Below are 25636 nucleotides of genomic sequence, written 5' to 3'. Positions count from 1 at the left end.
TGCACGGCTGAGCCTGCGGACCTGGTTGCGAGCTGTCCTCGGGGACAGCTCGGCGGCGCGACGTCACGGGGCCGGCGGGAGCGCGCTGGCGAGCGCGACGGGGCGCTGCGGCTCGCCGAACACGCTGCCGGGGATCAGCAGGACCCGGTGGGTGCGCAACAGCTCGCGGGCGTCGCCGTCGACGCCGACGAGGTAGCCGCGCTCGACGGGGAACGGCGCGAGGCCGCGGGCGCGCAGGTCGTCGACGAGCCTGACGCGGCGCTCGTCGATCGCGGCCACGAGCGCGGCCGGGAGCTCGGCGTGGTCGGCGAGCAGGCGCGCGGCGAGCCACAGGTCGGCCTGCGGCGGGGCGGCGGCGCGAAACAGCGGACCGAGGTGGTCGAAGTCGCGAGCCGGCAGGTGGGCCACGCCGAACACCCTCGCGTACAGCCAGCCCTTCGACAGCGAATCGAGGTAGAGCACCTGGCCGCTGGCGAGCAGCTCGAGAGTGGCGGGCGAGAGGCGGCGGCCGAAGCTGTAGACGCCGTCGAGGACGAGACGGCGGTGCGGATCGCGGGCGAGCCAGGCGAGCAGGGCGGCGCGCTCGTCGGCGCCGAGGCCACGGCCGTGCAGCTTGAGCGGATCGGGCAAGACGAGCGCGGCGACGTCGGCACCGGTGGCGCGCTCGAGGAGGTCGTCGATAGCGAGCTCGGGGAAGGTGGCGACGCCGACCGCGTCCACCCCGGCGGCGCGCGCGAGCTCCCAGTAGACGGGGTAGACGTCGGTCGGCAAAGCGACGCGCCGGCCGGCGGCCGCCATGTGGGTGAACAACAGCGAGAGCGCGTGGCGGACACCGGCGCAGATCATGGCGCCGCGGGCTGCAGCGGGCGGAAGGCCGCGCAGCTCGCACCAGGCGCGGGCGAGGTCGCAGCGATGTACGATGCGCGGCGGCTCGGCGCGCACGAGCGGCGGACGCAGGTCGGCGAAGGCGGCGGAGATCCGCGTCTCGCAGGCCCGCAAGACGCAGGGCTCGCGCACGCCGCCGCTCCAGGCGAGGAATTCCTGGAAGTTCATGCCGCGGCCTCGTCGAGGCCGATCGCGCTGGCCCGATCCTCGAGCGAGACGAGGCAGGTGTGATCGGCCATGACGTTCCAGCTGCGCGCGAGGCCGTGGGTGCGCTCCCAGAACAGGCTGGGCTCGGTGTAGGCGGCCACGCGCATCGGGCTGCCGGCGAGCGTGCCGGCGTAGATCGGCGCGCCCCAGGGGAGGCGCTCGCGCTCGGCGAAGTCGCGGGTGCGGGCCCACTCGTGGACGCGCGACAGCGGGACCTGGTGATCGGCGCTGTACTGATTGGCGGCCAGAGAGTGATAGACCGACTCGCGGCTGGTGGAGACGTAGAGCTCCTTGAAGCAGACCTCGTGGGCGCCGCGGGCGGCGGCCCATTGCACATAGGCGTCGATGTCGGCCACCGATTCGACGCCGCCGCGCTGAAGGACGCAGATCAGGCGCGTGCGCAAGGAAGAGCCGCGCGCGGCCTCGAGGACGCGCTCGGTGTGGGTCTCGAGGTTCATGCGCGTGGCGTTGACGGCCTCGTCCCAGTGGTGCCGCGAGACGGCCAGCACGCCGAGGCCCGCGGCCGCGAGGTCGAGGATCCACGCCCGCCGCTCGCCCGGGTCGGCGCCGGCGAAGCGCACGCCGTTGGTGATGAGCACGACCTTGGCGAAGAACTCGCGGCAGGTGCCGACGAGGCCGAGCAGACGATCGCGCGCGAGCAGGGTCGGCTCGCCGCCGCCGGTGATGACTGCCCGCTCGGCGCCGCGGCGGCGGGCCGCGGCCAGCCAGCGCGCGGCGAGCTCGAGGTCGAGGCGTCCGCCGGCCTGCTCGGCGGAGGCCGAGGCCTCGGAGAAGCAGAACGGGCAGCTGGCCTGACAACCGCGCGCGATCGGGAGGAAGGAGATCGATCGCGGAGCGATGCGCGGATAAGGGGCGAAGCTGGCGGCGTGCAGGGCGAGGGCGCGGGCGGTGGCGTCCTCGAGCGGGATGGCGGCGCCGAGCTGACCGTCGCTGTCGATGGCGTAGACCCGCTGGATCGGGAGGTCGCCCGAGGGCCACACGCGGCCGAGGCCGTTGCGCTCGTTGACGCGCAGCTCGCCGGCGGGGAGCCGCGCCTCGAGGGCGACCAACGCGTCGCCGGGCAGGGCCAGCCGCGCGAGCAGGCCCCGAGCCTTGCGTACGCCGATCGCCAGCTCGTCGGCGGCGAGGACGTGCACGACGTCGGGATAGGTGCTCTCGGAGATCAGCGATTTGCGGTAGCGCCGCTGGTACTTGTCGAAGCCGCGCGCGAAATTGCTGAGCGTGACGACGTGATACACCGTCGCCCGGGGGAAGCCGCTGTCCATGACCGGCGCCAATCTACCACGGCGATCGCAGGCCGGCAGCCGCGCGCAGGCCGCGAAATCGGCGCGGTTCGGCGCGATTTGGGTCCACGTGCGGGCATTCGCGCGAACGGGGACGAGGGGGAGCGTTCACCACCCCTGGTGCATGAATCGCGGGATCACAGCGAGGCGAGCAGCAGGCAGGCGGCGATCCACAGGCCGCCGGCGAACATCCACAGCGTGCAATAGCCGATGATGTCGCGCGCGCGCACGCCGGTGATAGCGAGCAGCGGGACGGCCCAGAACGGCTGGAGCATGTTGGTCCATTGATCGCCGTAGGCGATCGCCAGCATCGCGTGGGTCGGGTCGACGCCGCGCCCCAGCGCGGCGCTCATGACGATCGGGCCCTGCACGGCCCACTGCCCGCCGCCCGAGGGGACGAAGAGGTTGAGGAAGCCGGCCGAGACGAAGGTGAGGGTGGTGAACACGCGCGGATCGGCGGCGGCGAACAGGCCCGCCAGCGCGGCGGCCAGGCCGGTGCCCTTCATGACGCCCATGATGCCGCCGTAGAGCGGGAACAGCAGCAAGATGCCGGCGGAGGCCCGAGCGCCCGCGTCGCAGGCGCGCACGAAGGCGTCGGGGCGGCCGTGCAGGACCAGCGCGAGCACCCACAGGGCGAGGTTGATGGCGTTGAGGTCGATGGCGGCGCCGGCGGTGTCGCCGACGGCGAACACCAGCGCGGCGGCGGCCGGCAGCGCCAGCGACCACACGACCAGCGGCGAGCGCTCGAGGCGGTCGAGGCCGGTGGTGTCCGAAGGGGCATGTGCTTCGGGACCGGTCTCGGGGGGCATGTCGTTTAGAACATGTCCCGAAGGCGGGGCCGGGTGCGGGTCGGGGTCGGCGCCGGCGGCCGGGGTGAGGGCCATGAACACGAGCGGGGCGAGCAGCCACAGGCCGATGGTGACCGCGAGGTTGAGTCCGCCGAGCAGGCTGTCGCTCAAGCCGATCGGGCCGACGCGGGCGGCGAGCTCGGGGCCGAGGACCTCGGTGAGGTCGGCGAGGGTGGTGGCCTTGAGCGGGGCGGTGCCGGACAGGCCGCCGTGCCACACCATCATGCCGGCGTAGCCGGCGGCGCACAGCAGCGGGTAGTGCAGCGGAAGGCCGCGCCGCCGGGCCTCGTCGCCGGCAGTGCGGGCGAACATGGCCCCGCAGACGAGGCCGAGAGACCAGTTGAAGAGGCAGAGGGTGCAGGAGACGAAGGCGACGAGGCCGACGAGCCGGCGCGGGCCGGGTGCGAGGCGAGCCAGGGCCTCCAGGCCGCGGCGCACCGGCGGCGCGGCGGCGAGGGCGGTGCCGAGGGTGAGCATCAGCGCCATCTGCCCGGCGAAGGCGAGCAGCGACCACAGGCCGCCGGCGGCGCTCCACAGCCGCACCGCGCGGACGAGGCCGCCGTCGCCGACGGCGAGGGCGCCGGCGACGAGGGTGACGAGGGTCATGCCGACCGCGACGACGAACGGGTCAGGCGTGAAGCGACCGAAGCCGCGACGCATTGCGAGCCCGAGGCGGACGAGCGGAGGGAGACGAGGCACCACCCGTGATGGTAGCGCCGGGCGGCAATTTGTGGGACCCGCGGGCCGGCGACCTCGGTGGCCTAGCGAGGAGCGGGGCAGCCATGCCCCACGCAGGTGGCGTCGCTGCAGCCACCCGGGCGGCGTCGGCACGGCAGGCTGGGCTGTCGACCGCGGCGACGCGAGGGCAACCGGTGGATCGTCGCGCCGCCCGACTTCACCGCGTTCGCGGCGGCGCTCGGCCTCACCGCGTGAACGTGGTCCGGAGGACATGGCCCCGGGGGCATGCCCTCCGAGCCATGTCCTTTAGGGCATGCGCTTTCGGGCATGCCTCGAAGGTCAGGCGGTCGCGGGCGCGGCGGCGGCCTGGCACAGGGGACAGGCGCGGGCGGCGTGGGGCTCGTCGCGGCGGTGGAGGTCGAGCACTGCGCGGGAGATCTCGGCCAGCTCGCGGCGGACCTCGCGGCGGGCGCCCTTGACCCGGGCGATCTGCATGTCGTCGTAGCCGGTGGTCTGGTGGCGCATCCAGGCGATGACTGCGGCGCGGGCCCGTTCCTCGACGGGGATCCGCTCGGTGCGGGCGACGGTGCCGCTGCCGACCGGCGTGGCGTGTTGGGTGACGCGAGCGGCGACGGTCTGCGCGAGCGCGTCCCAGCGCGGAGAGAAGCGCAGGAACTCGAGCACGGACTGCTCGAAGGTGACGACGTAGGTGGCCTGGGTCCGCTCGCGGCGGGCGACGTCGGCGGCGCGCTTCTTGGCGTGGGACTCGGTCGAGCGCTCGGCCTCGAGGGCGGCGCGCAAGGACTCGATGGTGGCGGCGGGCGCCCACAGGCCCTTGGAGAACGCCTTGCGGCCCTTCTTCTCGACCACTGCCCACGACGGGCCGGCGAGCTTGACCCGTCGGGTCAGGGCTGCGTCGCCCGGCGGCAGGCAGGCCCAGCCCGGCGGCGGCGACAGACGGCGGCCGTCGGGGGCGACGAAGACCCGCGGATCGGCGGTCGGGGCGAGGGTCAGCGACTCGCTCATCGTGCGGCGGACTGTGCCAATCCGCGCGCGGGCTGTCGAGGGTCAAGCGCCCGCGCGTCGCGTCGGCGGCGGGGAGGCCGCTGCGGCACGATTCTCGGGGCGCTCGCCGTGTTCGGAAGTGGGACGACGGAGTGCCAGATCCGGACAGGGTGGGGTGCTGCCGCGGGCGAAGCTCGTGAAATCGTTGGTGGCGCGGGGCTTGCGAGAGAGGTGGCGTGGACATCCCTCGCAGTCGGCGCGGATGGCTCGCGCGGCACGGCGGCAAGCTGCTCGCAGGGCTCGTGATCGCGGGCGGCCTGGTGATCACGACCGTGGCGATCGGTCAGCTGCGCGCCGAGCCGCCGACGGTCACGCGCGCGAGCCTGTGGTTCGGGACGGTCGAGCGCGGCGAGATGCTGCGCGAGGTCCAGGGCAACGGGAAGCTGGTGCCCGAGCACATCCAGTGGATCACCGCGCTGTCGGCGGCGCGGGTCGAGCAGATCTTCGTCAGACCGGGCACGGAGGTCGCGGCGGACACGGTGATCCTCGAGCTGCGCAACCCGGAGCTCGAGCTGCAGGCGCTCGAGGCGGAGCGGCAGGTCGCGGCGGCGCGGGCCGAGCTGGCCAACATCCGGGCGACGATGCGCGGGCAGAAGCTGCAGCAGGAGGTCGCAGTGACTGCGCTGCAGATCGAGCAATCGACTGCGCAGCGCAAGGCAGTCGCGAGCGCGGAGCTCGGCGGCCGCGGCTATGTGTCCCGCGACGACGAGCACGCGGCGCAGGCGCAGCTCGAGTCGATCGACCGCCGCATGGGCCTCGAGGCCGAGCGGGTCGCGGTGCTGGGCGACGGGCTGAAGCAGCGGATCGCGGCGCACGCGGCCCAGATCGATCGGCTGGTGGCGATCGCGGAGTTCCGCCGCGAGCAGCTGGCGGGGCTGGCGATCCGCGCCGGCGTGGCCGGGGTGCTGCAAGAGCTGCCGCTCGAGCCGGGCCAGTGGGTCCAGCCGGGCGGCCTGCTGGCGAAGGTGGCCCGCCCCGATCGCTTGAAGGCGCGCCTGGCGATCCCGGAGACTCTGGCGAAGGACGTGGCGACCGGGCAAGTCGCTCGCGTCGACACGCGCAACGGGATCGTCGACGGCGAGGTGGTGCGGGTCGACCCGGCGGCGTCGGGCGGGACGGTGACCGTCGACGTGGCGCTGACCGGCGCGCTGCCCCGCGGGGCGCGACCCGATCTGAACGTGGTCGGCCGCGTCGAGCTCGAGCGACTGCCCGAGGTCGTGCACGTGCGCCGGCCGGCGTTCGTGCAGCCCGACGCGACGATGGGCCTGTTCGTGGTCGACGCCGACGGCGCTTACGCGACGCGGGTGCCGGTGCAGATCGGTCGGCTGTCGGCGACGACCGTCGAGGTGGTGGCCGGGCTGTCGGTCGGCGACCGCGTCATCCTGTCCGACATGACTCAATGGGACGCGACCGACCGCGTCAAATTCGAATAGCGCGAAGGGATGGCTCCGATGAATGCACCGAGTCCGACGCACGCCGCGCCGCTCATCTGTCTCGAGGCGATCCGCAAGGTGTTCCACACCGACGAGCTCGAGACGCACGCGGTCGCCGATGTCCACTGCGAGATCCCGCGCGGGCAATACGTGTGCATCGCCGGGCCGTCGGGCTCGGGCAAGACGACGCTGCTGTCGCTGATCGGGCTGCTCGACACGCCGACGTCGGGGACGTACGCGCTCGCCGGCCGCCAGGTGTCGAACCTGTCCGGGACCGAGCGCGCCCGCGTGCGCAACGAGCAGATCGGCTTCGTGTTCCAGAGCTTCAACCTGATCGGTGACCTGACGGTGGCGGAGAACGTCGAGCTGCCGCTGACGTACCGCGCGATGGCGGCGACGGAGCGGCGCCGGCGGGTCGAGGCGGCGCTCGAGCGCGTCGGCATGGCCCATCGCCAGCGCCACTTGCCCGCGCAGCTGTCGGGCGGGCAGCAGCAGCGCGTGGCAGTCGCGCGGGCGGTCGCGGGCGAGCCGCCGCTGCTGCTGGCCGACGAGCCGACCGGCAACCTCGACTCGAAGAACGGCGACGCAGTGATGGCGCTGCTGCAAGACCTCCACCGCGCCGGGACGACGATCGTGATGGTGACCCACAACCCCGAGTACGCGCGCCAGGCCCAGCGGACGATCCACCTGTTCGACGGCCGCGTGGTCGAGGAGCAGCTGCATGCGCGGCCTGCTTAGGGGCATGGCGGTGGGAGCGCCGGCGCGCCCGGGGGGTCCGCCGGGGCATGACGCTGGTGCTGGCCGGCGTGAGGCTCGGCAGCCGCGGGGCGGTGGCGCTGTCGCGGGTGGCGATCGCGCTGCTTGCCGGCCAGAGCGGCGCGACCGACCCCTCGACCCACGCCGGCGTGACGCTGGACCTCGTGGTGGTCGGCCTGCGGGCGGCGTATATTCCTGCGCGACGCGCCACGCGCATCGATCCGAGGGTGGCGCTGCGCCACGAATGAGCCGCCGATGCCAGAAGCCAGGGTGCTGATCGCCGACGACCAGGCCGACGTGCTCGAGGCGCTGCGGCTGTTGCTCAAGGGTCAGGGCTTCCAGCTCCACCTGGCCCGCTCGCCGGCGGAGATCGTGGCGGCCGTCGAGACGCACGAGTTCGACGCGCTGCTGATGGACCTCAACTACACGCGCGACACTACGTCGGGGCGCGAGGGCCTCGACCTGATCGCCACCATCGCGGCAGTCGACGCGACGCTGCCGATCCTGGTGATGACGGCGTGGGGCAGCGTCGACGGGGCGGTGGAGGCGATCCGCCGCGGCGCGCGGGACTACATCCAGAAGCCGTGGGACAACGGGCGGCTGCTGCTGACGCTGCGCACGCAGATCGATCTGGCGCGAGCGCTGCGACGCAGCGGCAAGCTGGCCGAGGCCAACGAGCGGCTGGCGGCCGGCGGCGAGCTGCCGCGGCTCGTCGCCGGCTCGCGGGCGATGGAGTCGGTGCTGCGGATCGTCGAGCGCGTGGCGCCGTCGGACGCGAGCGTGCTCATCACCGGCGAGCACGGCACCGGCAAGGAAGTGGTGGCGCGCTGGCTGCACGCGGGGTCGCTGCGCGCGAGCCGGCCGTTCATCGCCGTCAACGCGGGGGCGCTCGGCGACGGGGTGTTCGAGAGCGAGCTGTTCGGCCACGTGAAGGGGGCGTTCACCGACGCCCGCGCCGACCGCATCGGCTGCTTCGAGCTGGCCGACGGCGGCACCCTGTTCCTCGACGAGATCGCCAACATGCCGGCGGGTCAGCAGGCCAAGCTGTTGCGCGTGCTGCAGACCGGCGAGCTGCACCGGGTCGGCTCGTCGAAGCTGCGCAAGGTCGACGTGCGGGCGCTGGCGGCCACCAACGCGCCGCTGGCTCAGCTGACGGGCAGCGGGGCGTTCCGCGAGGACCTGCTGTACCGCCTCAACACGGTCGAGATCCACCTGCCGCCGCTGCGCGAGCGCAAGGACGACATCCTGCGGCTGGCGCAGCACTTCCTGCAGGTCCGCAGCCCGCGTTACGGCGGCAAGGTGGTCGAGTTCACGCCGGAGGCCGAGAAGGCGCTGCTGGGGCACCGCTGGCCGGGCAACGTCCGCGAGCTCGAGCACGTGGTCGAGCGGGCGCTGCTGCTGGCGTCGGGCCCGGCGATCCGCGAGGAGGACCTGGTGCTGCGCGCCGGCGGGAGCGAGCGCGCCACTGCGCTCGACGACATGACGCTCGACGACGCGGAGCGCTACCTCATCGTGCGGGCGCTGGCCCGCGCCAACAACAACGTCAGCGAGGCGGCGCAGCGGCTCGGCCTGTCGCGCAGCGCGCTCTACCGCCGGCTGGCGCGCTACGGGCTCGAGCCGTGAGCTGGACGCGGCGGCACGAAACGCGCGTCGTGCTGCTCGCCCTCGCGGCCGGGGCCCCGGCGCTGGTGGTGGCGCTGACGCTGCTGGTGATCGACGAGCACTCGCCGAAGGTGCGCTGGACTCTGGCGTCGCTGTCGCTGGCGGCGTGGCTCGGCGGCGCTGCGGCGCTGTACGCCAGGGTGACGCGCTCGCTGCACCTGGTGTCGGCGCTGCTGGCGGCGCTGCGCGAGGAGGACTTCTCGCTGCGCGGGCGAGTGCCGCGCGACGACGGAGGCGACGACGCGCTGACCGGGGTGATGCGCGAGATCAACGGGCTCGCCGACACCCTGCGCGAGCAACGGCTGGGCGCGTTCGAGGCCGACGCGCTGCTGCGCACCGTGATGACGGAGATCGACGTCGCGGTGCTGGCCTTCGACGCGCAGGGCACGGTGCGGCTGGCCAACCGCTCGGCGGAGCGCCTGCTCTCCGGGACAGGTGGCGTGCTCGGGCGCGCGGCGGGGACTCTCGGACTTTCGGCATGTCTCGAAGGACAGGTGCCGCGCACCCTGATGACCGTGTTTCCCGGCGGCGCCGGGCCGTGGGAGCTGCGGCGCAGTCAGTTTCGCCAGCGCGGCCTGCCGCACACTCTGGTGGTGTTGACCGACCTGCGCCGGGCGCTGCGCGAGGAGGAGCGGCTGGCGTGGCAGCGGCTGGTGCGGGTGCTGGGCCACGAGATCAACAACTCGCTGGCGCCGATCCGCTCGATCGCGGAGCACCTGCGGGAGCAGCTGGCGCGGCCGCCCGGCGAGCGGGCGAGTGACCTCGAGGAGGATCTGACGGGCGGGCTCGAGGTCATCGCCCGCCGCTCGGCCAGCCTGACCCGGTTCCTCGCCGCATACGCGCGCCTGGCCCGGCTGCCGCCGCCGACGTTCGCCGCGGTCGAGGTGGCGGCGTGGGCCGGTCGGGTGGCGGCGCTCGAGCGACGCGTGCGGGTGATCGTCGAGCCGGGGCCCGACGCGGTGCTGCAGGCCGACGGTGATCAGCTCGATCAGCTGCTGATCAATCTTCTGCGCAACGCCGCCGACGCGGTGCTTCAGGCCGGGGCGGGCGAGGTGCGGGTGCGCTGGCGCGTCGATGCCGGTCAGCTCGCGCTGGTGGTGGTCGACGACGGCATGGGCCTGGCCGAGACCGCCAACCTGTTCGTCCCCTTCTTCACCACCAAGCCGGACGGCAGCGGCATCGGCCTGGTGCTGGCGCGCCAGATCGCCGAGGCTCACGACGGCGCGCTGTCGCTGACCAACCGCGGCGACGGCCGCCGCGGTTGCGAGGCGTGCGTCACGATCGGCACGAGCGCGGCGCGGCCGCTGTCACAGTCGGCGTAGCTGCGACCCGCTCGCAAGGCGCGACGACTCGACGATGCGAGCAGTGACGATCGCTCGCATCGCCGCGGTAGCGACACGTCGTCACGGCGCGACGACCAGCGGCTCGATGCGGGCGCGCAGGTCGGGCGGCAGCTCGACGGGGCGGCGGAAGGTCGGGCGGCGCGGGTCGAGGTCCATGACGACCGACACCGTGGCGCCGGTGAGGCGGGTCGGCGAGTCGGGCTCGCCGTGGGTGCGCACGCGGTAGGCGAAGCGGATCGACGTGCGGCCGAGGCCGACGACGCGTTGTTCGACCGCGATCTCGTCGCCGAAGGCGCAGGGAATGGCGAAGTCGGCCTCGGTGTGGACGGCGGGGAAGCCGAGGCCGCGGCCGCGGATCATCTCGGCGTAGGGGAGGCCCAGCACCTCGTCGAACCACGTCTCCATCGCCTCGTGGAAGAAGTGGAAGAAGCGCGGGAAGTAGACGATGCCGGCGGGATCGCAATCGCCGAAGCCGACGCGGACGCGGTGGACGTGCACAGGATCGGGTATAAGCCCGGGCATGCCTCACGTCGAATACCACGCCGAGGGCGGCGTCGCCCAGCTCACGATCAACGTCCCGCCCGCCAACTGCTACTCGTACGCGATGATGCAGGACCTCGACGCGGCGATCCTGCGCGCCCGCTTCGACGCCGAGGCGCACGTGATCGTGGTCGTCGGCGCGGGCGAGAAGTTCTTCTGCGCCGGCGCCGACATCCGCATGCTCAAGGGCGCCGACCCGACGTTCAAGTACAACTTCTGCCTGCACGCCAACGAGACGATCGCGCGGCTCGAGCAGACGCCGAAGCTGGTCATCGCGGCGCTCAACGGCCACTGCGTCGGCGGCGGCCTCGAGATCGCGTTGGCCGCCGACATCCGCATCGCCCGCCGCGGCGCCGGTCAGTGCGGCCTGCCCGAGGTGGCGCTCGGCGTGCTGCCGGGGACGGGTGGCACGCAGCGACTGACGCGGCTGATCGGCAAGTCGGCGGCGATCGAGCTGATGGCCGAGGGCCGGACGATGGACTTCGACGAGGCGCAGAAGCTCGGCGTCGTCAACAAGGTGTTCGACGCCCCGAGCGCCGCCGACTTCGTCGGTCAGGTCCGCGAGTACGCGAAGCGCTTCGTGCCGCCGGCCAAGGCGTCGCTGGCGGTCGGCCTGCTCAAGCGCGCCTGTCAGACGGGCGGCGAGCTCAGCCTGCTCGACGGGCTGGCGCTCGAGCGCGAGCTGCAGCAGCGACTGTTCCAGAGCAACGACGCGATCGAGGGCCTGGCAGCGTACGTGGAGAAGCGGACGGCGAACTTCACCGGACGCTGAACCGGTCGCTGAACCGGTCCGCGCGCGCGGGCGCCCGCGTCCGCGCGCTCGTCGTTCGCGGAGCGTCGGCGCCCGTGCTCACCTGGCCCAAAAGCCATGTCGCACGCGCCGCCGTTCCGCGCTTCATGACCTAGGTGCTGGGCTCGGGACGGCTGCCACGGGCGGGCGGCCACTCGATGCCGAGCTTGATGATCCGCCGCTTCAAGGCGTGACGGGTGATGCCCAGCAGGTCCGCAGCGCCGACGATGTTGCCGGCGGTGTTGAGCGCCTCGGAGCACAGGCGCCGCTCCGCGGTCTCGAGGTTCAAGTCTTCAAGGATGAGCTGCGGCAATTTCCTCTCTCCGGTGTGTCAGGGCCTATACCACCCTGGCTAACGCTCTTGGAGATCAAGGTCGCGCACGTGGCAGCGAGGCTCATCACCCGAACGGCGCGTCGATCGAACCGGCCCGCGGGCCGAATATCTCGGGCTCGCCCTCGGTGATGGCGACGATGTCCTCGAGGCGGACGCCGAGCTCACCAATCAAGTAGACACCTGGCTCGTCGGACATGGTCATGCCGGGTCGCAGCAGGTCCTGGTTGCCGCGCACGAGGTAGGGGTCCTCGTGGGTCTGCAGGCCGATGCCGTGGCCGAGTCGATGCGTGAAGTTGCCGTAGTCGGCGGCGTAGCCGGCCGCGGCGACCGCCGCGCGCGCGGCGGCGTCGGCGGCCTCGCACGTGCGACCCGGTCGCAGCTCGGCGAGCGCCGCCGTCTGGGCGCGATGGACCGCCTGCCACGCGCGCGACTGCGCCGAAGAGACAGGTCCGAAGGGCCATGTGCGCGTGACGTCCGACTGATAGCCGTGGAGCGCCCCGCCGGCGTCGACGAGCACGAGCTCGCCGCGGACGAGCCGCTTCTCGCCCTGGGTGCCGTGGGGGTAGGAGGCGTTGGCGCCGAACAGCGCCAGCGCCCAGGTGTCCGTCAGGCCAGCTGCGGTCTGGGCGGCATGCACGAGCCCGGCGAGTTCACCTTCGGACATGCCCTCGGAGACATGCGCGGAAACGGCCCTGAGCGCGGCCTTGGTGGCCTCGTTGGCGCGGCGGAGAAGCGCGAGTTCGCTCGCGCTCTTGACCATGCGACAGGCGCGGAGCACCGACGTGGCCGGAGCGATCTCGACCTCGCAGGCCGCGCGCGCGCCGTCGACGATGAAAGCGCGCGTCCACGGATCGACGCCGAGCTTGCCGTGCTCGATCCCCGCGGCCCGCAGCGCCTCGGCCAGCTTAGCGAACGGCGACTCGTGCTCGTGCCACAGGTGCTGCGCGAGCGCGTCGCCGGCCCGCTCGCGCAAGGTCCGGGTCTCGAACGCGGGCGCGACGAGGGCCGCAGGCCCGCGCGCCGGCAACAGGTACAGCATGGGCCGCTCGCTCCGCCCCCAGCGGATGCCGGCGAAGTAGATGAGGGAGTCACCTGGCTCGAAGAGCATGGCTGAAAAGCCATGCTCCTGCATGAGCTCCTGGGCCCGCTCGCGCCGGCGCGCCCGCTCGTCGTCGCCGATCGGGGCGACGCCGTCGCAGAGACCCGCCAGCGCGGCGAAGCGCGGGTCGACGGCCGGAGGCGTCGTCGAGCGTGTGGCGCGACATGACCCAAGAGACAGAGCGGCGAGCGTGCCGGTGACGAACGCGCGACGATGCACGCGTCGACTATAGCCCCCGGCCCGCAGGCGCGTGCGCCGTCACGCGGTGGTCTTCTTCAGATCACGCACGCGACCTACGATCGCCAGACCTCGCGGGCGCCGCGGCCGACAACACCGCTCTTGTCCTCGAAAGTCGGGGCCCGATCTCCGTGCCCCCAGCGGAAGCGACAGATGGCGGCTCCTCGCCCGCAGCGCCCGCGAGGTTTTTTAAAAAATCGAAGAACGAAGAACGTGCGCGGGTCAGCGCCGGCACGAACATCGTTCGTCGAGAGCGCCCCCAGCGTGGTGGCAAGGGGTGGCGGCACCTGGCCCGCAGCGCCGCGAGATCGTCGAACGTCAAAGGCGGCGAGCTCGGCGCACCGGCGATGCATGACCGTGCATCGTGGAGCGCGCCGCGCCGCCGCGCGTGAAGCTCGACTCGCTCGGGATCGCAGGCGGCTCAGGGTTTGCGGGCCTGGGGGTGCTCGTCGTACCAGGTGCGGATCGACTCCTGGGTGAGCTCGACGACGAGGTCGGCGGTGCCGACCTTGACCTGGCAGCCGAGGCGGCTGTAGGGGCGGACGTCGAAGCCCATGTCGAGGCGGTCGCTCTCGGCGTCGGACATCTCGGGCAGGGTGCCGAGGCCCTGGCGGACGTAGCAGTGGCACGACGAGCAGGCGCACACGCCTCCGCAGGCGGAGCCCATCATGATGTCGTGGCGCTCGGCGACGTCGAGCAGGGACTCGCCGGGCGCGGCCTCGACGACCGTGGTGCCATGGGGGCCGATGAAGGTGACGTTCGGCATGCGTTCTCAGGGCTCTTCGGGTTCGAGCAGCTCGGGGGTGTGGCCGGCGCGCTTCTCTTGCAGCGCGTCTTCGTCGGCCAGCGCCCGCTCGATGTCGTGGAGGCTCTTGCCGGCCATGCCGGCGTTGAGGGCCCGCTCCATGCGGCGGCGGGCGAACGGCTCGCTGACCTTCTCGAGCGCAGTGCGGGCGCGGTTCATCGGTTCGGCGACGGCGTCGGCGTCGGCCATGACTGCGTCGGCGTCGGCCAGCGCGGCCTCGAGGCGGGCGCGCTCGTCGTCGGGCAGCAGCTCGCGCAGGTGGCCGACCTCGGCCACGGCTGTCCGCAGGGCCAGGACGACGCGGCCCAGCTCGACGCGGGCCTCGGCGGCGTTGCGGCGGGCGTAGTCGTCGCCGGCGTGGTCGAGGCTGTCCATCACCAGCCGGTCGACTTCCTCTTCGGACAGGCCGTAAGTCGGCTTGACCTCGACCGACTGGCGCACGCCGGTCATCAGCTCGCGCGCCGACACGGTGAGGAGGGCGTCGGCGTCGAGCTGGAAGGTGACCTCGACGCGCGCCATCGACGGCGGCAGCCGCGGGATGCCCTTGAGGTCGAAGCGGGCCAGGCTGCGGCAGTCGCGGGCCAGCTCGCGCTCGCCCTGGACCACGTGGATGACCATGCCGGTCTGGTGCTCGGCGTAGTTGGTGAACACCTGGCGCGCGGCGATCGGGATCGTCGCGTTGCGCGGGATGATCTTCTCGACGATGCCGCCCATCGTCTCGAGGCCGAGCGAGAGCGGGACGACGTCGAGCAGGGTCACGCCCTCGCGCGCGGAGCCGCTGAGGATGTCGGCCTGGATCGCCGCGCCCCAGGCGACGACCTCGTCGGGGTCGATGTCGGCCAGCGGCGGGCGCTTGAAGGTCTCGGCCACGAGCTCACGGATCTTCGGCACCCGCGTCGAACCACCGACGAGCACCACGCCGTCGAGCTCGGGCGCCCGCAGGCCGGCGTCCTTGAGCGCCTGGCGGCAGGCGCGGAGGGTCCGCTGGGCCAGCGGCTCGACCAGCGCCTCGAACTCGGCGCGCGTGACCTCGAGCTCGGGCAGGCCGGGCAGGGCGACGCGCGTGGCTGTCTCTTCGGTCAGGCGCTCCTTGGCCGCGCGGGCGGCCAGGCGGGCGGCGTCGAGCTGGTTGCGCGTGGGCTCGCCGACGTCGGACCGCTGGAGCAGCCGGGCCGCGAGCGCGCGGTCGAAGTCGTCGCCGCCGAGGGCGCTGTCGCCACCGGTCGCCAGCACCTGGAACACGCCCTTGTGCAGGCGGAGGATCGAGACGTCGAAGGTGCCGCCGCCGAGGTCGTAGACGGCGAACAGACCTTCGCCGCCGCGGTCGAGGCCGTAGGCGAGGGCGGCCGCGGTCGGCTCGGCGAGCAGGCGGTAGACCTGGAGGCCGGCGATCCGCCCGGCGTCGCGGGTGGCCTGGCGCTGGGCGTCGTCGAAGTAGGCGGGCACCGTGATCACCGCGCCGTCGCACGGCTCGCCCAGCTCGGCCTCGGCGCGCAGCTTGAGCTCGCGCAAGATCGCCGCCGAGACCTCCGTCGGGGTCACGCGCCGCGACGCGCCGGTCGGTGCGCCGACCTGCGAGCCCACCTGCGAGCCGGGAGGCGAGCCGACATCGATGCGCAAAAGTCCGGCTGTCTCTTCGGACAGGTGATACGGGTGGGCGAAATTGATGTCGGACAGGCCGCGGCCCATCAGCCGCTTGACGCTGCTCAGCACCTGCGACGGGTGCTCGGCCTGCAGCGCCTGGGCGGCGCGGCCGACCAGCGGCGGGTCGACCGTGTAGGCGACCACCGAGGGGACCAGGCCGCTGCCGGAGCTGTCCCGAAGGACACGCGGAGCGGCGCCGTGCGGGGCGAGGGCGACGAGGCTGTTGGTGGTGCCGAGGTCGATGCCGATCCCGCGGCCGGGGCGGCGCTGGGCGCGGCGCTGGTCGGTCGGCTCGGCGATCTGGAACAGCGCGCCGGTGTCGTGGATGGGGACGCTGGTCATGGGGCGCTGCTGTCCGTCTCGTCGAGGAAGCGCTGGAAGTAGCGGCGGGCCACCAGGTGCTCGGCGGCGCGGCGGAACTCGCCGGCGTCGAGGGCGTCGACCGCGGCGTCGAGGGCCGCGTCGCAGCGAGCCTCGACGTCGTCACGCAGGGCGGCGACGCCGTCCGGGCCGCCGTCGTCGAGGCGCTCGCGCAGGTCGATCATCTCGAGCAGGAAGGCCTGGGTCGGGTGCGGGGCGCCGCGCTCGGGGTCGGTGCTGTCGAGGTCGATGCCGCCGAGCTTCACCAGGGCCTCGGCGCGCAGGACCGGATCTCGCAAGACCCGGTAGGCGGCGTTGACGGCGCTGGCGCGCTCGACCGCGGCGCGGCGGGCGGCGGTGCCCTCGCCGACGACGTTGTCGGGGTGGGCCGCCCGCGACAGCTCGAGGTAACGCTGCTCGATCACGTCCCGCGAGGCGGCGTGCCGGCGCGGCAGGTCGAACAGGGCGAAGGGGTCGGTGTCGACGGACATGGCCGAAGGGTCGGAGAGAGCAGGTCCGAAAGGACAGGCCCGTTCAGACAGGGCCGTTTGGACAGGGCCGAAGGAACAGGCCCGAACGGGCAGTGGGCGCGGCCTGGGCGGTTGCCGGGCGGCGGGCTAGAAGGAGATCGACTCGCCGCAGCCGCACGAGTCCTTGGTGTTCGGGTTCTTGAACTTGAAGCCGTGGCCGCGCATGCCGGTCTCGAAGTCGACCTCGGTGCCGTCGAGGTAGAACAGGCTCTTGGGGTCGACGACGACGCGCACGCCGTCCTGCTCGACGACCAGGTCGTTCGCCCGCGGCGGCTTGTCCTCGAACTCGAACAGGTAGGAGTAGCCGGTGCAGCCGCCGCCGCGGATGCCGAGGCGGATGGACGCCTGCGGGGTGCCGCGGCGGGCGAGCTGGTCGCGCATGACCTTGGCGGCGCGCGAGGTGACGGTGACGCTGGGCATGACGGTCAGTGCTTGGACTCGCCCTCGGAGCCGGGGGCGCCTTGCTTCTGCTGGAAGTCGCGGATCGCGGCCTTGATCGCGTCCTCGGCGAGGACGGAGCAGTGGATCTTCACCGGCGGCAGCGACAGCTCCTCGGCGATCTGGCTGTTCTTGATCTGCATGGCCTGGTCGACGCTCATGCCCTTGACCCACTCGGTGACGAGGCTCGAGCTGGCGATGGCCGATCCACAGCCATAGGTCTTGAACTTGGCGTCGGTGATGACGCCGTTCTCGACCTTGATCTGGAGCTTCATGACGTCGCCGCAGGCGGGCGCGCCGACGATGCCGGTGCCGACGCTCGCGTCGCCCTTGTCGAGGCTGCCGACGTTGCGCGGGTGCTCGTAGTGGTCGATGACTTTGTTGCTGTACGCCATGGCGGTTCTCTTCGCGGACCCGGGCGGGACCGGGTAGGGATTTGGGCCCGGAGGCCAGTAAAGTCAATCAGTGCGGGGTCCACTCGATGGTGCGCAGGTCGATGCCCTCCTGCACCATCTCCCACAGCGGGGACATGTCGCGCAGGCGAGCGACCTCGCGCCCGATGAGGTCGGCCACGAAGTCGAGTTCCTCGCGGGTGGTGAACCGACCGATCGTGATGCGCAGGCTGGAGTGCGCCAGCTCGTCGTCGAGGCCCATGGCTCGCAGGACGTAGCTGGGCTCCAGGCTGGCCGAGGTGCAGGCCGAGCCCGAGGAGACGGCGATGTCCTTGAGTCCCATGAGCAGGCTCTCGCCCTCGACGTAGGCGAAGCTGATGTTGAGGGTTCCGGGCAGGCGATGCTCGAGCGAACCGTTGACGATCGCGTGCGGGATCTCCGTGACCAGGCGCCGGCGCAAGTGCTCGCGCAGCTCGAACACGCGGGCCGACTCACTGGCGAGCTCCTCGCGCGCCAGCTTGGCCGCGTAGCCGAAGCCGACGATGCCCGGGACGTTGAGGGTGCCCGAGCGGGTGCCGCGCTCGTGGCCGCCGCCGTGGATCTGCGGGGCGATCCGGACGCGCGGCTTGCGGCGGCGGATGTAGAGCGCGCCGACGCCCTTGGGCCCGTAGAGCTTGTGGGCGCTGAGGCTGGCGAGGTCGATGTTCATCGCCTCGACGTCGACCGGGATCTTGCCGAAGGCCTGCACCGCGTCGGTGTGGAACAGGACGCCGGCGGCCCGGCAGGCGGCGCCGATCTCGGTGATCGGGTGGAGCACGCCGGTCTCGTTGTTGGCGAACATCAGCGAGACGATGGCGGTGTCGGGGCGGAGCGCCGCGGCGACCTGCTCCGGCGTGATGCGGCCGTCGACCGCGACCGGCAAGTAGGTGACCTCGCAGCCGTGGCGCTCGAGGTGCTTGCAGGTGTCGAGGACGGCCTTGTGCTCGGTGACCGCGGTGACGATGTGCTTCTTGCCGGTCTCGGCCAGGTACTCGACGACTCCCTTGATCGCGAGGTTGTTCGACTCGGTGGCGCCGCTCGTGAAGGTGATCTCCTTCGGGTCGGCGTTGAGCGAGGTGGCGATCTCGCGGCGCGCGGCCTCGACGGCCTCCTCGGCCTGCCAGCCGAACACGTGGGTGCGGCTGGCGGCGTTGCCGTAGCGGTCGCTGAAGTACGGCAACATGGCCTCGAGGACACGCGGGTCCACGGGGCAGGTCGCGGCGTAGTCGAGGTAGATCGGGCGCTTGGTGTCGGTCATGGGAAGGTCCCCTCGGGCTCGGTGGGGGCGGCAGATCGCTCGGCGGGGCGGGCGGCGAACTCGCCGGGCCGCGCGGCCAGCTCGGGGCCGGATGTCCGCGCGGACAGGTCGGGAGCGGATGTCCGCGGGGACAGGTCGGATGTCCTCGAGGACAGGTCGGCGAGCCGGCCGCCGGAGGCCGCGGTCTCGATCGCGCACGGGCGCGCGACCGGCTCGGCGCCAGGCTTGCGGTGGATGCCGACCACCAGCGACGGGGTCGGCTCGTCGCTGCGGCGCTCGCTGATGCAGTTGGTGCAGGCGTCCGGCTTGGCAGGCTCCTGGCAGAGGCGGCAACCCTCGAGGTAGGCGAGAGATTCGGACAGGTCGCGCTCGAGCTGCAAGAGCCGGGTGACCTGCGCCCGCGTGTCGTCGAGCTTGCCCCGGAACAGTTCGCGCACGCTGTTCATCGCCTCGGGGGCGGTCTGCGAGGCGGCCACGGTGCCCAGGAGGCTCTGGATCTGCGGCAAGCTGAAGCCGATGTCCTGCAGCTTGGTGATCCAGTAGACCCGCGCGACCTCGTCGGGGCCGTACAGGCGGAAGCCGCCTTCGGTCCGCGCGCTCGGGACGAGCAGGCCCATCTCCTCGTAAAGGTGCAGCGCCCGCGGGGTCTTTCCGGTCTTGCGCGCGAGCTCGCCGATCTTGATCCGGCCGGGCCGCGTCACGCCGGCCGTGGGTGCGAGCGTGGACTTGGCTTCGCTGATGCTCATGGGGCCCTCAAGCTGTCCGTCGGGAGGAAAGTATCTCTTACGTACACGTAAGAGTTGAGGCGGTGGACAAAAACTGACACGCGCGCGCTTCGCTGTCAACCGCCGTTCCCTGCGAGGAAACGCGGTTAAAAAGGCCAAGGGCGACCGCGGAATGGCCGGGGCCGGTCCGCGATCGCCCGAGGTCTCAGGGCAGAAGCTTACGTGCGAGTACGAGGCCGGGAAAATTCTGCGCGGACTCGCGCGCGCCCCGCCGTCACTCCGAGCGGCCGACGCGCTTGGGCGGCACCCGCTCCACCTTCGACGAGTCGATCTTGAGCCCGCCGGTCTTCGGGGTCTCGGTCTTCGGGGTCTCGTCGGTCTTCGGGGTCTCGGTCTTGGGGGTCTCGGTCTTCGGGGTCTCGGTCTTCGGAGTCTCGGTCTTCTTCTCCTCGACCTTCTTCTCCTCGACCTTCTTCTCCTCGACCTTCTTCTCCTCGACCTTCTTCTCCTCGACCTTCTTCTCCTCCGCCGGGACCTCGGCCACCACGGGCGGGGCCGTCGGCGCGTCGATCGCCGGGCGGAGGAAGGCGGCCATGCCACCGGCGGCGAGCAGCAGCGCCGGGGCCGAGCCGCCGACCAGCGCGCCCGCGCCGCCCTGGCCCGCGCGGGTCTGGTAAGCGGCGATCCGCGGCGAGCTCGGGTACTTGGCGGCGAGGTCGCTGAAGGCCTTGGCCGGGTCGGGGCTGGCGGCCGCGGCGAGGGCCGCCTTGCCCTCCTCGTCGGTGGTGTTGCCGATGGTCTGGACGGCGAAGTGGATCACGCCGGCGTTCTGGTGCTCGCTGATCCACATCGTCGTGCTCGACAGCGGGGCCAGCACGTTGAGGGCCGAGCGGGCGGTGCTCGACGAGTAGCCGGGCAGGCTGGCGAGCGCGCCGTCGAGGAGCTTGAGCAGGGCGGGGCTCTGCAGGCCGTCGAGCGGGACGTGAGTGACGAAGCCGACTTCGCCGGCGCGCAGCGAGGCGGCCAGGGCCGGCGGCAGCGCGGCGATGGTGGCCTCGTTGTTGGCGGCGGCCTTGACCAGGCCGACCTTGCCGGCGTCGACGCCGACGACCGCGGCGAGGGTGCCCTCGGCCGGGAACACCCAGGCGTCGAGCGAGAGGCCGAGCTGGTCGGCCAGGGCCTTGGCCTGCGGCACGCCGCTGGCGCCGAGGTGCAGCGCCTTGATCTTGTCTGTCCCGAAAGACACGTTCTCGGCCTTGAAAGAGACCTTGCTGCCGGGGACGTCGGGGATCGGCTTGTTGTGGATCATCGGACCGCCGAACGCGACCGCGAGATCGGCCAGCGGGGCCAGCGAGCTGGTGTCGCTGAAGCCAAAGCGGGCCTGCAGGGCCGCCGGATCGGCGCTGCCGCCGAACAGGACCTCGCCGGTGAAGGCGCCCACTGTGGCGCTGAACGGCGGGGGAACCTCGTTCAGGCCCTTCTTCTTGAGCTCGTCGAGGTCGAGCTTCATCCACAGGAAGCCGGTGCCGGCCGGGGCGAACTTCAGAAGGTCGGCCTGGCCCGGGGCGAGGGTGGTGACCATCTCCTTGGCGTCCGGCGGGGCGCTGATGTGGAGCGTCGCGCCGCCGGCCGGCTTGTCGAGCCCGAAGTGGACGTCGCCGTCGGTGACGTAGCCGAACAGGGCCAGGTCGTCGATCGCCACCGCCGGCAGGGCGGTGTTGAGGCGGGTGCGCGCGGCCTTGCCGTCGCCCGGCTTGTAGGCGGCGAGGGTCGGCTGATCCTTGGCGCAGGTGACGTAGCCGGGCCGGCCGGCGGTGGCCAGACACTCGGTGGTGGCGGCGTCGGGGATCTTCAGGGCCGCGAGCAGGCCCTTGGCCGCCTCGGCGCTGCTGGCCGAGAAGGTGATCACGGTGTCGTCGCCCGACAGCGAGGTGCTGGTGACGACGATGCCGCGCGCGAGGTCGGTGCCGGACTTGGCCAGGGCGTCCTTGGCGTCGGCGACGCCGTGCTTGAACAGGGCGAAGCTCTCGGTGAGCCGCGAGAGCTGGTCGGGCGAGGTGGCGCCGACGAGAGTGGTCAGCGGCTGCTCGAAGGTGCCCGCGGCGGTCTCGGCGAGCGACAGGAGCGCGTCCGGAGCCTTGAAGACGACGTAAGAGGAGGCTCCGTCATGGACGAGGCCGAGCAGCTCGTCGACGGACGCCGGCCCGGTCGGGGCGGGCGCGGCCACCGCCGGGGCGGGTGGCGCCTTGGTGTCGGCGGGGGCCTCGGCCTTGGTGTCGGCGGCCTTCTCTGCGCCTCCGGGGGAGACTTGATTGCACGCGACGAGCAGGACCAGCGTGCTCAGAGGGAGGGACAGGCGGGGGTTCGACATGCGGCGCAGGATAGCGAAAACCGGGGTGGGTGTGTGACATGTGGCGAGCGATACCGCGCATGGCAGACCCGCCAGCCGGCGTGCGATGCTCCGCGCGTGCTTCGCCCATACACGACCGGCTTTCTCCTGGCTTTTGTGGCCGCCTGCGGCGATCCGGGGCCCTCGCGCTTGCAACAGCGGGACGCCGACGCGGCGCCGAAGACGGCCGCGCCGGAGGTGCAGGCGCCCGTGGGGGCCCAGAGCCCCGCGACGCCGGCGGATTCGCCGTCCAAGGCCGATCCTTCACAACCGTCGAGCCCGCCGCCGCCCTCCGAGATGACGGAGATCCGCCTGGCCCTTCGGGAAGGTACGAACTACCGCGTCACGACCATCGGCAACATCCGCTTCGGCTCGCTGGTCCAGCCGACGGGGTTCGCCCGCGAAGAGCGGCTGAGCCTCAAGGACTGCGACGGCGAGGGCCACTCCCGCGCGTGCACGCTCGAGCACCGCTACGTCAACTTCGAGGCCGAGCCGCCGAACGGCAAGTTCCTCGAGAACGACGAGAAGGTCGTCAGTCAGCTGGTGACGAGCCACCGTCTGCTGGCCACCGGCGAGCGGTCGGGGACGACGAGCATCACCGGTCCCAAGGAGCAGGCCGAGAGCAAGTTTGGCCAGGCGCTGGCTGACGCCAACCGGTTCCTCTGCATCCGCTTCCCCGAGCAGGCGATCGGCGTCGGCGCCAAGTGGCGCTCGAAGTGCCAGATGCGCTCGGGCGGGGTGATCGACACCCGCGACGTGCTGTGGGAGCTGAAGAAGCTGGAGCGCGACCCGGACACGGGGCTGCGCGCGGAGCTGTCGTACATCGGCGAGTACACGGCGCCGGGCGCCAAGACGTCGCTCGAGGGCGTGGTCCGCGGGACGCTGCTGTTCTTCGTCGACTCCGGCGAGCCGCACCTGCTGCGCGAGGAGTTCACGACCGCGACCGACAAGGCCAGCAAGTACGTGACGCACACGACGCTGGCGTATCAGTTCGCCAAGCTGGTGCCCGGACCCGACGGCAAGGAGGTGGCGATGCGCACCGACGGCAAGCCGTTCCCGGAGGCGCCGGCGATGAACGAGCGCACCGCCGCGGAAGCGACCCCAGCCGCGAGCGAGGCGACGGGCGATCCGAAGGCCGACGCGAAGGCGGAAGGCAGCGCGAAGGCGGACGGCAGCGCGAAGGCGGACGGCAGCGCGAAGGCGGAGGGCGGCGCGAAGGCGAAAGGCGGCGGGGCCGGGGGTTGAAGGCCGGGCCGGCCCGGGCTACGAAGGTCGGGCATGCCGATTCAGCGCCTCAGCACGCCCGAAGCGATCGCCAAGGTCGCTTCCGAGGGCGACCTCGTCCACATCGATGTCCGCAGCGTCCCCGAGTTCGAGGCCGGCCACGCGCCGAACGCCTACAACATCCCGCTGATGCACATGGGCGCCGGCGGGATGGTGCCGAACCCCGAGTTCGCAGCCGAGGTCCAGGCCCATTTCAATAATAAGGACCAGCAGATCCTGGTGTCGTGCAAGGCGGGCGGACGCTCGGCTCGCGCCGCGGCGGTGCTGGAAGGCCTCGGCTACACCCGCCTGCTCGACCAGGTCGGCGGCTGGAGCGGCGGCAACGGCGACGGCGGATGGGTCGCCGGCGGCGGGCCGTCGACGACGACGACGCTGCCGGGGCGCGACCACGCGTCGCTCAAGCGCTAGCGGGTAGTGACCGCGAACAAACGCGCCGGGCGCGAGGCCGCGGCGCGGTGGATGGTCTTCGGGCCATGTCCTGAAGAGCATGTGCTCAGAGATATGTCTTAAAAAGCATGTTCTCGGCGCCATGGGAGGGGGGCCGGTCGGCGGGACGTCCGGTTCGGGCCGCGCCGCAGGTCGTGGGCGCTGTCGCGAGGTCGTGGCAATGGCCGCGGCAATCGTCACACCGGCGCGGCGCGGTCGTCGCCGGCGCGGCGTGTCATTCGCCGGAGGCGCAGTTTCACTCCCATGCGACAGAACCCGTCATTCTCCGAAATCGCCACGGTCCTCCTCGGCGTGAGCCTCGCGGCTTGCAGCCCGGAAGGGTCGACGACAGCTACGCCCGACAGCGAGACGGGCGAGACGACGACGACGAGCGGCACGACCGACGAGCCGACCGACACGACGCAGACCGATCCGACGACGACGACGAGCGGCCCGACGACCGGCGACGACTCGACGACCACCGAGGCGATCACGGGCAGCACCGGTGAGACGTCGACGACTGGCGAGACGACGACGACGGGTGATACGACGACGACGGGTGATACGACGACCGGCAGCACGGGCGAGACGACGGAGGGGGAGACGGATACGGGTGTGGTCGAGACGATCGAGATGGTGCGGATCGGCCGTTACGCGCAGCCGGACGAGGCGGCGGTGATCGCCGTCTATCTCGACGAGGACCTCAGCGCGGCGGAGATCCCCGCCTACGACCCGGGCAGCCAGCGGCTGTTCGTGGTCAACGGGCAGAAGTCGGGCATCGACGTGATCGACCTCGGCGACCCGGCGGCGCCGGTGCTGCTGACCACGCTCGACACGTCGCTGTTCGGGCCGCCGAACTCGGTGGCGGTCCACGACGGGGTGGTGGCGGCGGCGGCCGAGTCGACGACCAAGACCGAGACCGGCGAGGTGTGGTTCTTTGACGCCGCGAGCGGGCAGAAGCTGGCGTCGGTGCCGGTCGGGGCGTTGCCCGACATGGTCACCTTCTCGCCCGACGGCAATTACGTGGTGACCGCCAACGAGGGCGAGCCCGCCGACGATTATTCGATCGACCCGGAGGGCTCGGTGTCGGTGATCGACATCTCCGGCGGCGTCGAGGACGTCCTGCCCGCCGACGTGCGGACGGCCGACTTCGCCGCGTTCACGCCGATGAACCTCGACCCGGACGTGCGCCTGTTCGGACCCAACGCCGACTCGCCGGCGCAGAACCTCGAGCCCGAGTACGTGGCGATCTCCGGCGACTCGCTGACCGCGTTCGTGACGCTGCAGGAGAACAACGCGCTGGCGGTGGTCGACCTGGCGAGCGGCAAGGTCACCGACGTGCACGCGCTCGGCTTCAAGGCGTGGAACAGCGGGGCCAAGCTCGACCCGTCGGACGAGGACGGCGAGGCGGCGCTGGTCGACGCGCCGGTGCGCGGGATGTACCAGCCCGACGCGATCGCGTGGTTCACGGTCGACGGTGGTTCCTACCTGCTGACCGCCAACGAGGGCGACGTGCGCGACTGGGACGGCTACTCGGAGGAGGTGCGGGTCAAAAACCTCGACCTCGATCCGCAGCTGTTCCCCGACGCCGACGCGCTGCAGGAGGACGAGGCGCTCGGCCGCCTCAAGGTCACGAGCTCGCTCGGCGACCCCGACGACGACGGCGACTACGACGCGCTGTACACGTTCGGCGGGCGCTCGTTCGCGGTGTGGAGCGCGGCCGACGGCTCGCTGGTCCACGACAGCGGCGAGGCGATCGAGCAGCTGCTGGCGAGCCACCCGGCCTACCAGGACAACTTCAATGCCGACAGCACCGACAACGACTTCGACAGCCGCTCGGACGACAAGGGCCCCGAGCCGGAGGGGCTGACTCTCGGCCACGCCTACGGCCGCACTCTCGGCTTCATCGGCCTCGAGCGCATGGGCGGGGTGCTGATGGTCGACCTCGGCGACCCGACTGCGCCGGTGATTCTCCAGTACGCGAACCCGCGCGACTTCGCCGGCGACGTCGAGGCAGGCACCGCCGACGACCTCGCTCCCGAGGGCCTGACGTTCGTGCCGGCCGCGGCGAGCCCGAGCGGCAGGCCGCTGGTGATCGTCGCCAACGAGGTCAGCGGCAGCGTGTCGATCTACGAGCTCGTCGGTCAGTGAGGCGTCAGCGCCTC

24 protein-coding genes are annotated in these 25636 nt (G+C 72.2%); 9 read left to right on the top strand and 15 right to left on the bottom strand.

The annotated features are described in order from the left end of the window. Window positions 1–63 precede the first annotated feature (63 nt). The 4 genes from OV090_RS36465 to OV090_RS36450 all read right to left on the bottom strand — a co-directional run bounded on the left by OV090_RS36465 (window position 64) and on the right by OV090_RS36450 (window position 4948). Window positions 64–1053, bottom strand: a complete 990-nt coding sequence (locus tag OV090_RS36465) for a pyridoxal phosphate-dependent aminotransferase (RefSeq protein ID WP_267709332.1) — start codon at window positions 1051–1053, stop codon at window positions 64–66. After that, on the bottom strand, window positions 1050–2378 hold the full coding sequence (locus OV090_RS36460) for a radical SAM protein (RefSeq protein WP_267709331.1): 1329 nt from the start codon (window positions 2376–2378) through the stop codon (window positions 1050–1052). Before OV090_RS36460 ends, OV090_RS36465 begins: the two co-directional genes overlap by 4 nt. Before the next feature lie 155 nt (window positions 2379–2533). Continuing rightward, entirely contained in the window at window positions 2534–3943 is a 1410-nt protein-coding gene (locus OV090_RS36455; protein WP_267709330.1) for a TIGR00366 family protein, read from the bottom strand. A gap of 318 nt (window positions 3944–4261) precedes the next feature. Continuing rightward, window positions 4262–4948 (bottom strand): DUF2293 domain-containing protein, encoded by a 687-nt coding sequence (locus tag OV090_RS36450; RefSeq protein WP_267709329.1) that lies wholly within the window; start codon window positions 4946–4948, stop codon window positions 4262–4264. A 215-nt stretch (window positions 4949–5163) separates the two neighbouring features. Between OV090_RS36450 and OV090_RS36445 the strand changes: the two genes are divergently transcribed. From OV090_RS36445 to OV090_RS51175, 5 genes are read left to right on the top strand one after another with little or no spacing between them, the layout of a single operon-like run. Continuing rightward, window positions 5164–6420 (top strand): HlyD family efflux transporter periplasmic adaptor subunit, encoded by a 1257-nt coding sequence (locus tag OV090_RS36445; protein ID WP_267709328.1) that lies wholly within the window; start codon window positions 5164–5166, stop codon window positions 6418–6420. A gap of 18 nt (window positions 6421–6438) precedes the next feature. Continuing rightward, a complete protein-coding gene (locus OV090_RS36440; protein WP_276604802.1) occupies window positions 6439–7158 on the top strand; it encodes an ABC transporter ATP-binding protein in 720 nt (239 codons plus the stop codon). Between the two features lie 47 nt (window positions 7159–7205). Beyond that, window positions 7206–7424: a hypothetical protein gene (locus tag OV090_RS36435; protein ID WP_267709326.1), complete on the top strand. Its 219-nt coding sequence runs from the start codon at window positions 7206–7208 to the stop codon at window positions 7422–7424. Between the two features lie 7 nt (window positions 7425–7431). Further along, the gene (locus OV090_RS36430) at window positions 7432–8799 is read left to right on the top strand and encodes a sigma-54 dependent transcriptional regulator (RefSeq protein WP_267709325.1); all 1368 of its coding nucleotides are present in this window, start codon (window positions 7432–7434) and stop codon (window positions 8797–8799) included. Next, entirely contained in the window at window positions 8796–10160 is a 1365-nt protein-coding gene (locus tag OV090_RS51175) for an ATP-binding protein (protein WP_267709324.1), read from the top strand. The genes OV090_RS36430 and OV090_RS51175 overlap by 4 nt, the downstream gene beginning before the upstream one ends. A gap of 81 nt (window positions 10161–10241) precedes the next feature. Here OV090_RS51175 and OV090_RS36420 read toward each other — a convergent pair whose 3' ends face one another. Then, entirely contained in the window at window positions 10242–10679 is a 438-nt protein-coding gene (locus OV090_RS36420; RefSeq protein WP_267709323.1) for a thioesterase family protein, read from the bottom strand. Window positions 10680–10701: 22 nt separating this feature from the next. On the opposite strand from OV090_RS36420, the gene OV090_RS36415 reads away from it, so the two are divergent. Next, window positions 10702–11493 (top strand): enoyl-CoA hydratase/isomerase family protein, encoded by a 792-nt coding sequence (locus tag OV090_RS36415; RefSeq protein WP_267709322.1) that lies wholly within the window; start codon window positions 10702–10704, stop codon window positions 11491–11493. A gap of 130 nt (window positions 11494–11623) precedes the next feature. On the opposite strand, the gene OV090_RS36410 is transcribed toward OV090_RS36415, so the two are convergent. The 10 genes from OV090_RS36410 to OV090_RS36365 form a co-directional block, all read right to left on the bottom strand. Further along, on the bottom strand, window positions 11624–11800 hold the full coding sequence (locus OV090_RS36410; protein WP_267709321.1) for a helix-turn-helix domain-containing protein: 177 nt from the start codon (window positions 11798–11800) through the stop codon (window positions 11624–11626). 109 nt (window positions 11801–11909) lie between these two features. Continuing rightward, window positions 11910–13163, bottom strand: a complete 1254-nt coding sequence (locus tag OV090_RS36405) for a Xaa-Pro peptidase family protein (protein WP_267709320.1) — start codon at window positions 13161–13163, stop codon at window positions 11910–11912. 439 nt (window positions 13164–13602) lie between these two features. After that, window positions 13603–13947: a 2Fe-2S iron-sulfur cluster-binding protein gene (locus tag OV090_RS36400; protein WP_267709319.1), complete on the bottom strand. Its 345-nt coding sequence runs from the start codon at window positions 13945–13947 to the stop codon at window positions 13603–13605. A 6-nt stretch (window positions 13948–13953) separates the two neighbouring features. After that, window positions 13954–15972, bottom strand: a complete 2019-nt coding sequence (hscA, locus tag OV090_RS36395; protein WP_267709318.1) for a Fe-S protein assembly chaperone HscA — start codon at window positions 15970–15972, stop codon at window positions 13954–13956. Then, window positions 15969–16481, bottom strand: coding sequence for a Fe-S protein assembly co-chaperone HscB (gene hscB, locus OV090_RS36390; protein WP_267709317.1), 513 nt, complete (start codon window positions 16479–16481; stop codon window positions 15969–15971). The genes hscA and hscB overlap by 4 nt, the downstream gene beginning before the upstream one ends. Before the next feature lie 126 nt (window positions 16482–16607). Further along, a complete protein-coding gene (locus tag OV090_RS36385) occupies window positions 16608–16940 on the bottom strand; it encodes an iron-sulfur cluster assembly accessory protein (protein WP_267709316.1) in 333 nt (110 codons plus the stop codon). Window positions 16941–16945: 5 nt separating this feature from the next. Further along, window positions 16946–17353: a Fe-S cluster assembly scaffold IscU gene (iscU, locus tag OV090_RS36380; RefSeq protein ID WP_267709315.1), complete on the bottom strand. Its 408-nt coding sequence runs from the start codon at window positions 17351–17353 to the stop codon at window positions 16946–16948. Between the two features lie 67 nt (window positions 17354–17420). After that, window positions 17421–18647: an IscS subfamily cysteine desulfurase gene (locus tag OV090_RS36375; protein WP_267709314.1), complete on the bottom strand. Its 1227-nt coding sequence runs from the start codon at window positions 18645–18647 to the stop codon at window positions 17421–17423. Then, window positions 18644–19393 carry a MerR family transcriptional regulator gene (locus tag OV090_RS36370; protein ID WP_267709313.1) on the bottom strand — a complete coding sequence of 250 codons (750 nt, stop codon included), beginning with the start codon at window positions 19391–19393 and terminating at the stop codon, window positions 18644–18646. The genes OV090_RS36375 and OV090_RS36370 overlap by 4 nt, the downstream gene beginning before the upstream one ends. A gap of 253 nt (window positions 19394–19646) precedes the next feature. Then, window positions 19647–21743 carry a hypothetical protein gene (locus OV090_RS36365; protein ID WP_267709312.1) on the bottom strand — a complete coding sequence of 699 codons (2097 nt, stop codon included), beginning with the start codon at window positions 21741–21743 and terminating at the stop codon, window positions 19647–19649. 96 nt (window positions 21744–21839) lie between these two features. On the opposite strand from OV090_RS36365, the gene OV090_RS36360 reads away from it, so the two are divergent. The 3 genes from OV090_RS36360 to OV090_RS36350 all read left to right on the top strand — a co-directional run bounded on the left by OV090_RS36360 (window position 21840) and on the right by OV090_RS36350 (window position 25622). Continuing rightward, window positions 21840–23006 carry a hypothetical protein gene (locus OV090_RS36360; protein WP_267709311.1) on the top strand — a complete coding sequence of 389 codons (1167 nt, stop codon included), beginning with the start codon at window positions 21840–21842 and terminating at the stop codon, window positions 23004–23006. Between the two features lie 33 nt (window positions 23007–23039). Then, window positions 23040–23453, top strand: coding sequence for a rhodanese-like domain-containing protein (locus OV090_RS36355; RefSeq protein ID WP_267709310.1), 414 nt, complete (start codon window positions 23040–23042; stop codon window positions 23451–23453). Between the two features lie 330 nt (window positions 23454–23783). Further along, complete coding sequence (locus OV090_RS36350; RefSeq protein WP_267709309.1) at window positions 23784–25622, top strand: choice-of-anchor I family protein; 1839 nt, start codon at window positions 23784–23786, stop codon at window positions 25620–25622. Window positions 25623–25636 lie beyond the last annotated feature (14 nt).

The organism is Nannocystis sp. RBIL2 (assembly GCF_026626745.1).
GTDB lineage: Bacteria > Myxococcota_A > Polyangia > Nannocystales > Nannocystaceae > Nannocystis.
The sequence above is the reverse complement of the archived record's forward strand: the minus strand, read 5'-3'. Positions and strand labels throughout refer to the sequence as shown.